10 protein-coding genes, 1 other RNA gene and 1 pseudogene are annotated in these 13923 nt (G+C 60.1%); 9 read left to right on the top strand and 3 right to left on the bottom strand.

What is annotated here, in order from left to right:
- Positions 1-135: 135 nt before the first annotated feature.
- The 7 genes from ACHPFG_RS23760 (at position 136) to ACHPFG_RS23730 (ending at position 10910) form a co-directional block, all read left to right on the top strand.
- Entirely contained in the window at positions 136-795 is a 660-nt protein-coding gene (locus ACHPFG_RS23760; RefSeq protein WP_053132831.1) for a GntR family transcriptional regulator, read from the top strand.
- Positions 796-797: 2 nt separating this feature from the next.
- A complete protein-coding gene (smc, locus tag ACHPFG_RS23755; protein ID WP_431700587.1) occupies positions 798-4286 on the top strand; it encodes a chromosome segregation protein SMC in 3489 nt (1162 codons plus the stop codon).
- Positions 4287-4578: 292 nt separating this feature from the next.
- Complete coding sequence (gene zipA, locus ACHPFG_RS23750; RefSeq protein WP_131699670.1) at positions 4579-5442, top strand: cell division protein ZipA; 864 nt, start codon at positions 4579-4581, stop codon at positions 5440-5442.
- 86 nt (positions 5443-5528) lie between these two features.
- Positions 5529-7895 carry an NAD-dependent DNA ligase LigA gene (ligA, locus tag ACHPFG_RS23745; RefSeq protein WP_431700586.1) on the top strand — a complete coding sequence of 789 codons (2367 nt, stop codon included), beginning with the start codon at positions 5529-5531 and terminating at the stop codon, positions 7893-7895.
- A 118-nt stretch (positions 7896-8013) separates the two neighbouring features.
- On the top strand, positions 8014-9180 hold the full coding sequence (locus tag ACHPFG_RS23740) for a zinc-binding metallopeptidase family protein (protein WP_131699668.1): 1167 nt from the start codon (positions 8014-8016) through the stop codon (positions 9178-9180).
- A gap of 146 nt (positions 9181-9326) precedes the next feature.
- Positions 9327-9423, top strand: an RNA gene (gene ffs / locus ACHPFG_RS23735) — signal recognition particle sRNA small type.
- 80 nt (positions 9424-9503) lie between these two features.
- Positions 9504-10910 (top strand): tyrosine-type recombinase/integrase, encoded by a 1407-nt coding sequence (locus ACHPFG_RS23730; protein WP_431700585.1) that lies wholly within the window; start codon positions 9504-9506, stop codon positions 10908-10910.
- 40 nt (positions 10911-10950) lie between these two features.
- Here the strand turns inward: ACHPFG_RS23730 and ACHPFG_RS23725 are convergent, their stop codons facing one another.
- Positions 10951-11253: a type II toxin-antitoxin system Phd/YefM family antitoxin gene (locus ACHPFG_RS23725; RefSeq protein ID WP_431700584.1), complete on the bottom strand. Its 303-nt coding sequence runs from the start codon at positions 11251-11253 to the stop codon at positions 10951-10953.
- A 295-nt stretch (positions 11254-11548) separates the two neighbouring features.
- Here ACHPFG_RS23725 and ACHPFG_RS23720 point away from each other — a divergent pair.
- A pseudogene (locus tag ACHPFG_RS23720) lies at positions 11549-11626 on the top strand (hypothetical protein); the annotation flags it as partial.
- A gap of 743 nt (positions 11627-12369) precedes the next feature.
- On the top strand, positions 12370-12591 hold the full coding sequence (locus tag ACHPFG_RS23715) for a hypothetical protein (RefSeq protein ID WP_431700583.1): 222 nt from the start codon (positions 12370-12372) through the stop codon (positions 12589-12591).
- Positions 12592-12646: 55 nt separating this feature from the next.
- On the opposite strand, the gene ACHPFG_RS23710 is transcribed toward ACHPFG_RS23715, so the two are convergent.
- Both ACHPFG_RS23710 and ACHPFG_RS23705 read right to left on the bottom strand, forming a co-directional pair.
- Complete coding sequence (locus ACHPFG_RS23710; protein WP_431700582.1) at positions 12647-13135, bottom strand: ribonuclease H family protein; 489 nt, start codon at positions 13133-13135, stop codon at positions 12647-12649.
- Between the two features lie 92 nt (positions 13136-13227).
- A complete protein-coding gene (locus ACHPFG_RS23705; RefSeq protein ID WP_431700581.1) occupies positions 13228-13863 on the bottom strand; it encodes an HNH endonuclease signature motif containing protein in 636 nt (211 codons plus the stop codon).
- Between the last annotated feature and the right edge of the window lie 60 nt (positions 13864-13923).

Here is a 13923-nt window from a genome sequence, read left to right as displayed (position 1 = left end):
CGGCTTATGGGTTTCGCCTGATGCGTAAAAGTTGCTTATTTCATGCCAAATTCGCCACGGTGGGCGTAGCGCCATCAGCGGGCCAATGCGCTACACTGCCGCGCTTGTACCGATAGAAGATTTTGAAGGGAAAACATGACGTTCAAGGCGCCGGACAGTCTCGCCGAGCAGATCGCTCACCACCTCGCCGAACGTATCATTCGCGGCGATCTCAAGCCTGGGGAGCGGATCCAGGAACAGAAAGTCACGCTGGCGCTCAATGTCAGCCGTGGTTCCGTGCGTGAAGCTTTACTGATCCTCGAACGTCGCCACCTGATCGCGATCCTGCCGCGCCGTGGCGCCCACGTGACCGAGCTCACGGCGCACAAGGTGCAGAGTCTGTGCACGCTGATGAGTGAGCTGTATATCCTGCTTGGCAATGCGGTCGCCCAGGGCTGGCAGACCCAGGCCGACATGGCGCCGTTCGTACAGATCCAGCAGCGCCTGGTGAGCAATTTCGAGCGCCAGGACATCCGCGCCTTTGTCGAAGAATGCTTCAATGTGATGCGCGCCGCATACCCCTTTGCCAACAACCCGTATTTGCAGGAAACCGTCGAGAACCTGCAGCCAGCGATGAACCGCGCCTATTACCTGGCCCTGGATCAGCGCAAGGCGTCCATGAGTGAGTACCTGGCGCTGTTCGAGCAACTGCTCGCCGCCGTGCTCGCCCGTGACCTGCTGCAGATTCGCCAGGTGCTGTCGGCCTACTGCGAGCGCAGCAGCTCGCTGGTCATCGCTGCGTTGGCGGACGCCTAAACGTGCGGCTCAAGTGCATCAAACTGGCGGGGTTCAAATCCTTCGTCGACCCGACCACGGTGAACTTCCCCAGTAACATGGCGGCAGTGGTCGGGCCCAATGGCTGCGGCAAGTCGAACATCATCGACGCCGTACGCTGGGTGATGGGCGAGAGCTCGGCAAAAAACCTGCGTGGCGAGTCGATGACCGACGTCATCTTCAACGGCTCCACCAGCCGCAAGCCAGTGAGCCAGGCCAGCATCGAACTGGTGTTCGACAACTCCGACGGCACCCTGATCGGCGAATACGCGGCCTACGCGGAAATCTCCATCCGCCGCAAGGTGACGCGCGACAGCCAGAACAGTTACTTCCTCAACGGCACCAAGTGCCGACGCCGGGACATTACCGACATCTTCCTCGGCACCGGCCTGGGCCCGCGCAGCTATTCGATCATCGAACAGGGCATGATCTCCAAGCTGATCGAAGCCAAGCCCGAAGACCTGCGCAACTTTATTGAGGAGGCGGCCGGTATCTCCAAGTACAAGGAGCGCCGCCGCGAGACCGAAAACCGTATCCGCCGCACCCATGAAAACCTTGCCCGCCTCACCGACCTGCGCGAAGAGCTGGAGCGCCAGTTGGAGCGCCTGCACCGCCAGGCCCAGGCTGCCGAGAAGTATCAGGAATACAAGGGCGAAGAGCGCCAGCTCAAGGCGCAACTGTCGGCCCTGCGCTGGCAGGCGCTGAATGACCAGGTGGGCCAGCGCGAAGCGATCATCGGCACCCAGGAAATCAGCTTCGAGGCCCTGGTGGCCGAGCAGCGCAATGCCGACGCCGCCATCGAGCGCCTGCGCGACGGGCACCATGACCTGTCCGAACGCTTCAATCTGGTGCAGGGCCGCTTCTATTCGGTGGGCGGCGATATCGCCCGGGTCGAGCAAAGCATCCAGCACGGCCAGCAGCGCCTGCGTCAGTTGCAGGACGATTTGAAGGAAGCCGAACGCGCGCGCCTGGAAACCGAATCGCACCTGGGCCACGACCGCACCTTGCTGCTGACGTTGGGCGAAGAGCTGGACATGCTCACCCCCGAGCAGGAGATCACCAACGCCGCCGCCGAAGAGGCCGCCGCTGCGCTGGAAGAATCCGAAACCACCATGCACGGTTGGCAGGAGCAGTGGGACGCCTTCAACCTGCAATCTGCCGAACCGCGGCGCCAGGCCGAGGTGCAGCAGTCGCGCATCCAGCAACTGGAAACCAGCATGGAACGCCTGGCCGAACGCCAGCGTCGTCTGCAGGAAGAGCGGGTGCTGCTTGCCGCCGACCCGGAAGACGCGGCGATCATGGAACTCAGCGAGCAACTGGCCGAAAGCGAAATGACGCTGGAGGAGCTGGAAGCCAGCGAAGAACAACAAGTGGAGCGCCTGGAGCAACTGCGTCAGCAGCTGCAACAGGCGACCCAGGCCCAGCAGCAGGCCCAGGGCGATTTGCAGCGGCTCAATGGCCGGCTGGCGTCCCTTGAAGCCTTGCAGCAAGCGGCGTTGGACCCAGGCACCGGCACCGCCGAATGGCTGCGTGATCAGCACCTGGCCGAGCGTCCGCGTTTGGCCGAAGGCTTGAAGGTCGAAGCCGGTTGGGAGCTGGCGGTAGAGACCGTTTTAGGCGCCGACCTGCAAGCCGTGCTGGTGGATGATTTTGGCGGCTTCGACCTGGCCGGTTTTACCCAGGGTGACCTGCGTTTGCTCAGCCCCGCCGCTGATGGCACGCGGGTGCCGGGCAGCCTGCTGGACAAGGTCGAGGCGGCAATTGACCTGTCGCCGTGGCTGGGCCAGGTCAAACCGGTGGAGTCCCTGGAGCAGGCCCTGGCCCAGCGCGGTCAACTGGCTGCCGGCGAAAGCCTGATCAGCCGCGACGGTTACTGGGTCGGCCGCCACTTCCTGCGAGTGCGCCGTGCCAGTGAAGCGGAAAGCGGCGTTCTGGCCCGTGGCCAGGAAATCGTCAACCTGATCGCCGAGCGTGAAGAGCGCGAAGCCACCCTGGAAAGCCTCGAAACCGAACTGCAAACCCTGCGCGCCACCCAGCGCCAGCAAGAGACCGGCCGCGAACACCTGCGCCGCCTGTTGCAGGACGAAGCGCGCCAGCAAGGCGAATTAAAAGCGCAGCTCTCCGCGAGCAAAGCCAAGGCCGAGCAACTGACCCTGCGCCGCACCCGCCTCGACGAAGAAGTGGCGGAGATGGGCGAGCAGCGCGCCCTCGAACACGAACAGATCGGCGAAGCGCGCCTGCAATTGCAGGAAGCCCTCGACAGCATGGCCCTGGACACCGAGCAGCGCGAACTGCTGCTGGCCCAGCGTGACAGCCTGCGCGAGCGCCTTGATCGTGTGCGCCAGGAAGCCCGCCAGCACAAGGACCACGCCCATCAGTTGGCAGTGCGCCTGGGTTCGCTCAAGGCCCAGCACAATTCCACGGCCCAGGCCCTTGAGCGCCTGGAGATGCAGTCCGAACGCCTGACCGAAAAGCGCGAGCAACTGAGTCTCAACCTGGAGGAGGGCGAAGCGCCGCTGGAAGAGTTGCGCCTCAAGCTTGAAGAGTTGCTCGACAAACGCATGACCGTCGACGAAGAACTCAAGACCGCGCAGATCGCCCTGGAAGATGCCGATCGCGAACTGCGCGATGCGGAAAAACGCAGGACCCAGGCCGAGCAGCAATCCCAGCTGATTCGCGGCCAGCTCGAACAACAGCGCATGGAATGGCAAGCTTTGACCGTGCGCCGCAAGACCCTGCAAGACCAATTGCTCGAAGACGGCTACGACTTGCATGGCGTGCTCAACACCTTGACCGCCCAGGCCAACGAGAAAGAGGCCGAAGAAGAACTTGAACGGATTGCCGCACGTATCCAGCGACTCGGCGCGATCAACCTCGCCGCCATCGATGAATACCAACAGCAGTCCGAGCGTAAACGTTATCTGGATGCCCAGGACGCCGACCTGGTGGAAGCCCTGGACACCCTGGAAAACGTGATCCGCAAGATCGACAAGGAAACCCGTAACCGCTTCAAAGATACCTTTGATCAGATTAATGGCGGTTTACAGGCGTTATTCCCGAAAGTTTTCGGTGGTGGCAGCGCTTACTTGGAACTGACGGGCGAAGATCTACTCGATACAGGGGTAACGATCATGGCGCGGCCTCCGGGCAAGAAGAACAGCACCATCCATTTGTTGTCCGGCGGCGAAAAAGCCCTGACCGCATTGGCCCTGGTGTTTGCCATCTTCAAGTTGAACCCGGCGCCGTTCTGCATGCTCGACGAAGTTGACGCACCACTGGATGACGCTAACGTTGGACGCTATGCGCGACTGGTCAAGGAGATGTCCCAGACGGTGCAGTTCATCTATATCACCCACAACAAGATCGCCATGGAAATGGCTGATCAGTTGATGGGGGTGACAATGCATGAACCGGGCTGTTCACGTTTGGTCGCGGTGGATGTCGAAGAAGCGATGGCGATGGTGGACGCCTAACGGCAAGCTTCAAGCGGCAAGTGAGTTGGCTTGAAGCTTGTAGCTCAGGGCTTGTAGCTCACAGTCGGCGCCTGCTGTAAGAGATTGCCTACTATGCCTGAAAGCTGGCAATTCGACACATTTCGCGTCAACTGTGTAAAGTTATCTTTGGTCGTGCTAGTTTAATGTCAATTTTTCGTATGCGTGGGCAAAACGTCAGTCAGAACATAGAGTTGGCGCCACGTTTTAAAGCGGTTTACACGGTGCTAAACCCCTTATTTTTCAGCATTTTTTATTAGAGGCACGGGATTACATGGAAATCGGTCTGCGCGAGTGGCTGATCGTCATCGGCATCATTGTCATTGCCGGTATTCTTTTTGATGGCTGGCGCCGCATGCGCGGTGGCAAGGGCAAGCTCAAATTCCGTCTGGACCGCAACCTGTCCAACTTGCCCGACGACGACGGCAGCGCCGAGCTGCTGGGGCCGCCCCGTGTGCTGGATACCCATAAGGAACCGCAACTGGACGAGCATGACTTGCCGTCGATGAGCGCGCCGGTGCGTGAAGCCCGCGAGCCATCCTCCAAGCGTGGCAAGCGTGGCAGCGCCAGCGTTGCCGAACCGCATCAGGGCGACCTGAACCTCGATGTCGATGAAGGCCCGAGCTTCAGCAGCCGCGACGATGACTTCCCGGACGAAAACGCCGGCAAGAATGCGCCGCGTCAATCGGTCAACGATCAGCCTGCCGCTGAAGAAGTGCTGGTGATCAGCGTGATCTGCCGCGACGCGGCCGGCTTCAAGGGCCCGGCGCTGTTGCAGAACATCCTCGAAAGCGGCCTGCGCTTTGGCGAGATGGATATTTTCCACCGCCACGAAAGCATGGCCGGCAACGGCGAAGTGCTGTTCTCCATGGCTAACGCAGTCAAGCCAGGCACCTTCGACCTGGACGACATTGACCTGTTCAGCACCCCTGCGGTGAGCTTCTTCCTCGGCCTGCCGGGCCCGCGTCACCCGAAACAAGCGTTCGACGTGATGGTGGCCGCTGCCCGCAAGCTGTCCCAGGAACTCAACGGCGAGCTCAAGGACGACCAACGCAGCGTCCTGACCGCCCAGACCATCGAACACTACCGTCAGCGCATCGTCGAGTTCGAGCGTCGCGCCCTGACACAGAAACGCTGAGGATTGGTTTCCAGCGTTGTCATTAGAATAAGCGCACCAACATTTGAGCAGCTTCGGCTGCTCTTTTGCTTTATGAGAGAACACCCATGACCGCCGCCCACACCCGCATCCTCGAACTGCGCGCTGAACTGGATCAGCACAACTACCGTTACCACGTCCTCGACGAGCCGAGCATTCCGGATGCCGAGTACGACCGGTTGTTTCACGAGCTCAAGGCCCTGGAGGCCGAGCATCCGGACCTGGTGACGCGTGATTCACCGACGCAGCGGGTCGGCAGTGCGGCGTTGTCCGCCTTTACTCAGGTACGCCATGAGATCCCGATGCTCAGCCTGGGCAACGCGTTTGATGAAACCACCATGCTTGAGTTCGATCGCCGGGTCACCGAGGGTCTCGACCTGCCCGTGGGCGATCTGTTCGGCGGTGGCGCGGCGGTGGAATACAGCTGTGAGCCGAAGCTCGATGGCCTCGCGGTCAGCCTGCTTTACCAGGATGGCGAATTGGTACGCGGCGCCACCCGAGGCGACGGCACCACCGGCGAAGACATCAGCGTCAACGTGCGCACCGTGCGCAATATCCCGTTGAAACTGCATGGCAGCGGCTGGCCGGCGACCCTGGAAGTGCGCGGCGAAGTGTTCATGTCCAAGGCCGGTTTCGAGCGGCTCAACGCTTCGCAGATGGAAGTCGGCGGCAAGACCTTCGCTAACCCGCGCAACGCTGCAGCGGGCAGCCTGCGCCAGTTGGATTCGAAGATCACCGCCAGTCGTCCGCTGGAATTCTGCTGCTATGGCCTCGGCCAGGTGACCGCGGATATCAGCGACACCCATATCGGCAACCTGAAGCAGTTGCAGCGGTGGGGCATGCCCATCAGCCATGAGCTGAAGTTGGCCAAGGGTATCCAGGAGTGCCTCGATTACTATCGCGATATCGGCGAGCGGCGTAACAGCCTCCCCTATGAAATCGACGGCGTGGTGTTCAAGGTCAACAGCATTGCCTCGCAGCGTGAGCTGGGCTTTCGCGCCCGCGAGCCACGCTGGGCCATCGCGCACAAATTCCCGGCCATGGAAGAACTCACCGAGCTGCTCGACGTGGAATTCCAGGTCGGCCGCACGGGTGCCGTGACGCCAGTGGCGCGCTTGAAACCGGTCAAGGTCGCGGGTGTCACCGTGTCCAACGCCACCCTGCACAACATGGATGAAGTCGCGCGTCTGGGCGTGAAAATCGGCGATACCGTGATCATCCGCCGTGCTGGTGATGTAATCCCGCAGGTGGTATCGGTGGTCCTCGAACGCCGCCCGGAAAACGCCCGTGCGGTGCCGATCCCTGAGCGCTGCCCCGTGTGCGGCTCCCATGTGGAGCGCACCCAGCTGGTCAAGCGCAGCAAGGGCAAGGAAACCGTCAGTGAAGGTGCGGTGTACCGCTGCGTCGGGCGCCTGGCCTGTGGTGCGCAGCTCAAGCAGGCAATTATCCATTTCGTCTCGCGCCGGGCCATGGACATCGACGGGCTCGGTGACAAAACCATCGAGCAACTGGTGGATGAAAAACTCATCGGTTCGCCTGCCGACCTCTACAAACTCAAGTACGAGCAGATCATCGACCTGGAAGGCTTTGCCGATATCTCCAGCAAGAAGCTGATCACCGCCATCGAAAACAGCAAGACCCCGACCCTGGCGCGGTTTATCTACGCCCTGGGCATTCCCGACGTGGGCGAAGAGACGGCCAAGGTGCTGGCGCGCTCCCTGGCTTCCCTTGAGCGTGTGCAGAAGGCCTTGCCGGAAGTGCTGACGTACCTGCCGGATGTGGGCCTGGAAGTGGCCCATGAGATCCACAGCTTCTTCGAAGACAGCCACAACCAGGACGTGATCGGCGCGCTGTTGTCGCCTGATGAATGCGGCCTGCAATTGCAGGATCAGGGGGAACTGAGCGCCGAGTTCGCCGCCAGTACCACTTTGGGCGGCTTCCTGGACAAGCTGCATGTACCCTCGGTGGGCCCCGGCGCTGCGCAGAAACTTGCGGATAAGTTCGGCAGCCTGGAAGGCGTGATCAAGGCGGACTGGCTCGACATGCGCCAGGCGCTGCCGGAGAAGCAGGCCAAGGCCGTGCGGGAGTTTTTCGATAACCCGGACAACGCTCGCCACGCCCTGGCCATCGAGCAACAGCTCAAGGACTTCGGCATGCACTGGCAGAGCGAGAAGAAGGTGGTCGAAGGCCTGCCCGAAGCGGGGCATACCTGGGTGCTCACCGGCTCCCTGGAGCTGATGAGTCGCGACGTGGCCAAGGACAAGCTTGAAAGCCTTGGCGCCAAGGTGGCCGGTTCCGTGTCGGCGAAGACCCATTGCGTGGTGGCCGGGCCGGGTGCCGGCTCCAAATTGGCCAAGGCCAGCGAGCTGGGCTTGAAGGTGCTGGACGAAGAGGCCTTTGTCGCGTTCCTTGCCAAACACAACATTTCGGTCTGACGCGGCGCCTGTGGTGAGCGGGCTTGCCCCGCGCCGGGCTGCGAAGCAGCCCCTGAAGAAAGTGGAACGATCCTGAGTCCTAAATGATCTAGTCTCAGTCACCCAGGGAGAGATCGCCATGTTCCGCTACTTCGAGCAACTCAGTTCGCGCATCGCTGCACCGTTCATGGCCGAAACCTCGCGCAACAGCAAGGTGTGGCAGTGTCGGTGCGGGCAAGCGCTGTTCTTTCGCAACAGCCAATGCCTGGCCTGCCAGGCGCTGCTGGGCTATCAGCCGCAGCAAAGCCGCTTGTCCTCCCTGCAGCCCGGGCCCGTGGAAGGCACCTGGCTGCAAGACGACAACCTCGACGCCGGCGCTTTTCGCCGTTGTGCCAACCTCGACACCGCGGCGGCCTGCAACTGGCTGATTCCCGCCCACAGCACTGCGCCGCTGTGTGTGGCGTGCAGCCTCAACCGCACCATCCCCGACCTGTCGATCCCGGAGAACCCCGAGCGCTGGAGCAAGGTGGAGACCGCCAAGCGCCGGCTGGTGGCGCAGTTGATCAGCCTGGGCCTGCAAGTAGTGCCCAAGAGCGTCGACGAGGATAGCGGCCTGGCGTTCGACTTCGTCGGCATCGACCTGGAAGGCAACGCGCCCATGACCGGGCATGCCAACGGCCTGGTCACCCTTGACATCAAGGAGGCCGACGACGCCCACCGCGAAAAAATCCGGGTGCAGATGCGCGAACCCTACCGCACCTTGCTGGGCCATTTCCGCCATGAGGTCGGCCACTATTACTGGGACCGCCTGATCGCCAACAGCCACTGGCTGGAGCCTTTTCGCCAGTTGTTCGGCGACGAGCGCGCCAGTTACGCCGACGCCCTCGACCAGCACTACCAGAACGGCCCGCGCCCCGACTGGCAGCAAACCAGCGTCAGTGCCTACGCCACCATGCACCCCTGGGAAGACTGGGCGGAGACCTGGGCCCACTACCTGCACATGATGGACGCCGTCGACACCGCCCTGGGCTTTGGCATGAGCGCCCGTGAGATGGACCTGGATTACCAGCCATTCCCCCTCACCACGCTCTACGACCCCGAACATCCCGGCGGCGTTGCATTCCTGTCCTTCGTCAACGCCTGGATCGAACTGGCCGGCATGCTCAATGAACTCTCCCGCGCCATGGGCCAGCCGGATTTCTACCCGTTTGTACTGCCACCGGCGGTGATCGCCAAGCTGCACTTCATTCACCTGGTGATCCAGGAAGAGGGCGGTCGGGCGGATGAGGTGTTGCAGGCACAATGATCAGCCATTGTGGAAGGGGAAGCCGATGGCCATGGCAAGTGCTTGAACCCCTTCATATTTTTAATCCGTCACCAACGGTTGTAACTTCCGATGAGATCGGTACAATGGCCCCGCTTGCCGAGAGGCCAGCGTCATTATGGTGACCCCATCGGTCCCCCCGCAACGATTACCCGTGAACCTGGTCAGAGCCGGAAGGCAGCAGCCACAGCGGGAACATTGTGTGCCGGGGTGTGGCTGGTGGGGTTGCCTCCAATCATCCAAGTGATTGATTCTTAACGGTTTTTCACCCTTTGCCACGCGGTGGTACAAGGAGTGATACATCCGTGTCGACCATCCCGTCCTACCTTTTGCTGTCCCGCCACTCGGTCTACTACTTCCGAATCGTGGTGCCGGATGTCATTCGCCCGTTGTTCCCCCAAAGAGAAATTCGTCGCTCCCTGCAAACTCGTTGCAAGCGGGAGGCGCTGATTCGTGGGCGTGACATTCTGGCCCAGGTCCAAGGTCTGTTCACGCAAGCGTTCCAGGGGAATAGACCCTGTGTTGAGCTTCTGCGCGGTGCCTGGGAGGCTGGGGGGAAGCGCCTTGCTTGTTGGGCGTCGTGGCTGCGTCAGCAGCAGTTGCTTGGCGTCGCCATGCCTTCGCCTGAGGTCTTACGGGAAACGCCCTCAGTCGCCGTACATGCACCCACAGCCGCGCCTTCCGTGATAGCAAAGGGGCCTGTGCAGCAATCACCTGGCTTCCTTGCTGTGGTGGATGAACAACTGGTCCAGCAACGCCGGGAGGGAGTTGCGGTGAAGTCGCTGGACGACAAGCGTGCGGTCGCCGTGCTGCTGACCCGAATCATTGGCGACATGCCCATCGACCAGATAACCCGGAAGGATGCACACCTGTTCCGGGAGACTGCTTTGAAGCTTCCGCCGCGACTTCATCAGTTGCCCGACCAGCCCCTTGAGCAATCAATTGCGGAGGCGACCACGACCATCAGCGTTACGACGTTCAACAACTACGTGAAGAACCTTACGACCTTCTTTTCGTATGCGGTCAGAGAGGGATATTGCAGTCGCAATCCGTTCGATGGTCTGCGTGTGCGTGTTCGGCGCAAGGTCAGCGAGGAGCGAAGTGCATTCAGTGCTGAGGACCTGAAGGCGCTGTTTCACACAGCCACGTATGCGCCGGGGCTTGGTGGTAAGCCAAATCAATACTGGCTTCCCCTCCTGGGGCTCTACACTGGGGCCAGGCTTAACGAACTGTGTCAGCTTTACACTGACGACGTGGTGACCATCGACGGTATTGCCTGCATCCACATACGGGCTACGAGGCCGGACCAGAAGCTAAAAACGGCGTCATCCGAACGACTTGTGCCGATCCATTCCAAGCTTTTGGCATTGGGCTTCCTAGAGTACGTGACGAAGGTGAAAGAGGTGGGCAACGAGCGTGTGTTCCCGGAGCTGACTTGCCACAAGAAGCACGGTTACAGTGCCGCGCCGTCGAAGTGGTTTACTCGGGTGCGTGAACAGTTGGGCTTCCGCGACGACGCTGCCAAGAAGGACTTTCACAGCTTCCGCCACACTTTGGCTGACCACCTAAAACAAAAGGGGGTCGCTGAGTCACTTGTCGGTGGGCTACTGGGGCATCAGACGGGGGGCATCACGTTTGGGCGTTATGGCAAGGACTTCAGGCCGGATGTACTGGCACCCGTAATGGAGCTGGTGACCCTTGAGTCTTTCTAGGGGGTTTGGATGAATACTGTCCAGGTGTTCCAGTGTGCTGTCAGGAACCCTTTTCGCCATCGCCTGACTTCGTCGGTGTAAGTCCTGCGGCGGTGCTACCTTCAGTGAGTGGATTGCCAGCATAAAAAAGGTCTTCGATTTCTTTATCCATCGCGTTGGATGCACTGGCGTCGAATGTGTATTGACCTTTCAAGGCTCCAATGCGTTGCAACACCGGTTGGAGCGCGACAAGTTTCACCAGCGGCTTTCCGTCACGAGTGATGACGACTTCCTCCCCGCTGTATGCGCGCTCGATGTACTGCTCGAAATTGGCCTCCAGCTCCGCGTAGTCGATGTAGTGCATACGTCCCCCCGGTCAGTGCATGTTGTTCGATGGTAGCAGGGAAGGTGTCGGCCGGCTTAGAGAACGACACCTTGGGATTCCCATCCCGAAGCTCTACACAGGCGTCAGGTCCAACGCACTATGTCCTTACACTTCGGTATTACCTTGCACCTCTGTTTGAGCTGAAACGGGACCAGAAGATGATGTGACCAAGGTAAAAGCAAAGGGGGACGAGCGTTTATTCCCGGCGTGGACTCGCTATAACAGACGCGAATTCATTACGGCGCCGTCGAAGCAGGTCACTCGGGTGTTGTTTCATGGCGGTTTGTCGGTTGTGTTTTCAAGATGCGCCCGGCTGGCTGCACTTTGGCTGACCTTTGCTGTTACCATGCGCAACATGCACTGACAGCCGTATTCGCGGCGCCGGTCTCCAACACTAGAGTGACAAGTTACGATCTAAAAACAGAAGGATTTTGCTGTTTGGCTTATTGCCAGGCACAAAAAACCCCGTCCCTTGAGGGGACAGGGTATCAGCGTTGCTGAAGGGGTAGGACTTGGCAGAATTAGCCCTTCAGCGACTCAACCAGTGCCATAGGCAAGGGCTGTGGGGGAAGTGTGGGCTATACGGTATGCTAATACAATACCGTATAATTTCTAGCGGATAGCTGGCGCACATTTCCTGCTCTCTTGCCATGGCGTTTCACCATGGAGAGAAGTATGAAAGATATGAAACGCCGACGTATTCGACGTCGCACACCGCAGTACCTCCGGACCGTCCACGTTAGCTCTTACAGCCGTACTCGTTACGGGCAGAGGGAGAGCGTGTGTGAGCATTTCCGCAGTCCACCTTGGACGCAGTTGATGTTCGATTTCTAAACAGCGGCGGGGCGGGAAACTGCCCCGTTCTCTTGTTCCGACGACCTGGTCCTGGTCACGCTCCTGAGCCCGTCGGTCTAGCTTCCTGTACATAACCGTCAGAGCCCGCGTTACCAGCTAGCTCGTCTTTGGGCACCTCGCCGGTCGCTATCGCTGCTCCGCCCATGTCAAAGACGCCGTCCTTGCGGATGCCTGGCCGTTGTTGCTCTGCGGCGTGAATCCATAGCTACACTGAAATATCCAAGCTCAATGGAGGCCACCATGGACGCAATCTACGATGAGGAAAACGCCAACGCCTACCTTGAAGTGATGGAACGTCTGTGTCGTGAATACGGCGAAGCCTTGAGAGCGTATGACAGAGCCAAGGAAGCCGGAGACCCGGACGTAGCCTCCAAGCTGGAGCTGGTCGTGGCTGAAAAGTCCAGCGTCATGCAGGCCTACATGGAGCGCAACCAGAAGGGCACTGAGGCCGCCATGCACTGACGCGCAAGCTAAAAAGACAGGGGGCTGGGCACACGCCCCATTCCCCCGTCGATGATTACATTGCCTCGCTCACCATGGTCAGCTCATAAAGGTACTCGCCGTTGGCTCCACGGCAGGCCAGAGTGTCGGCTTCCTCGTTGCCCAGGTTACCGGTGTGCCCCTCGACCCAAACGAAAGTCACCTCCCGGTGCTCTATGAGCTGGTCGATCTGCTCCCAGAGGTCACGGTGCTCAACAGGCTTCTTCTTGCTGTTCTTCCAGCCCTTGGCCTTCCAGTTCGGCAGCCATTCGTTTGCCCCTTTGACCACTAGCTGGGAGTCGCTGTAGAGCGTGATAGGCATTGGCTTGTTGCACCGCTTCAGCGCCTCCAGGGCAGCCAGCAGTTCGGCCCTGTTGTTGGTCTGGGGCTGGTCACGGGGGACCGGAGCGGCAAGCTTCAGTGTCTTGCCTTCGGGACTGCTGATGTAAGCGCCCCAGCCAGCTTTGGCATTGGGTTTACCGTTGTTCGGGCAGGCGCCGTCGACGTAGGCAATGTACGTGGTCATGGATTGATGTCCTTTTAAAATGAAGTTGGGGATGACCGGGGGGAGGTCTTTTGTTAGTAGTGGGGGTTTTAAGCGGAGGGGATGGCAGCGGACTAAGGTGTGGGGCAGCCGTCTGATGCTTGGGACTGTCGTGCTTGGGCTGTGACGGAAAGCCGCTTGGCTGATTTGACTGCGCTGCGTGCTACCTCATACGGTAGGGCCAGTTGCCTGGCGGCTTTGGCAATCGACATGCCTAGGTTGCACAGTTCAACTACCTGTGTTCGTTGCTCCGGTGTGGCCTTGAAGATGCTGCGCCCCTGCTCTTTACGTAGTTCGTGGGCGTGCCTGACGTTCTCTGAGCGGGTGACCCACTCTAAGTTGCTGGCCGCGTTGTTACTTGGGTTGCCGTCCTTGTGGTTTACCTGGGGCTTTCCTTCTTGGTTGGGAGAGAAGGCGCGAGCCACCAGAATATGTAGTAGCTGTGACTTCTTTAGCGGTGCTCTACCAATATTGACGTAGCAGTAGCAGCCGCTGGCGGAAGACCCGTGCTTCAGTTCCTTGGGCTTCTTGCCCTTGAAGCTAATGACTCTGCCGTCATTTGTGATGGCGTAGCCCGGGAAGTCAGGCAAGGTGCGTGCAAGTACGCCCTGATAGATGAATTCGATGGAGGCTTCAGTTCCGTCGAGGACGAGTGAGTAGCTGATGGTGGTGTCGGTTATTGTTTTGAAACGGGTTGCGATAGAGGTCATTGGTTTGGGTGATTTGATGGCCGAATGGCCTTTGGGTGAATCCAGCGTGCACGCGGATGC

Origin of the sequence: Pseudomonas sp. BR20 (genome assembly GCF_050780135.1) — a bacterium.
Lineage (GTDB): Bacteria > Pseudomonadota > Gammaproteobacteria > Pseudomonadales > Pseudomonadaceae > Aquipseudomonas.
The sequence above is the reverse complement of the archived record's forward strand: the minus strand, read 5'-3'. Positions and strand labels throughout refer to the sequence as shown.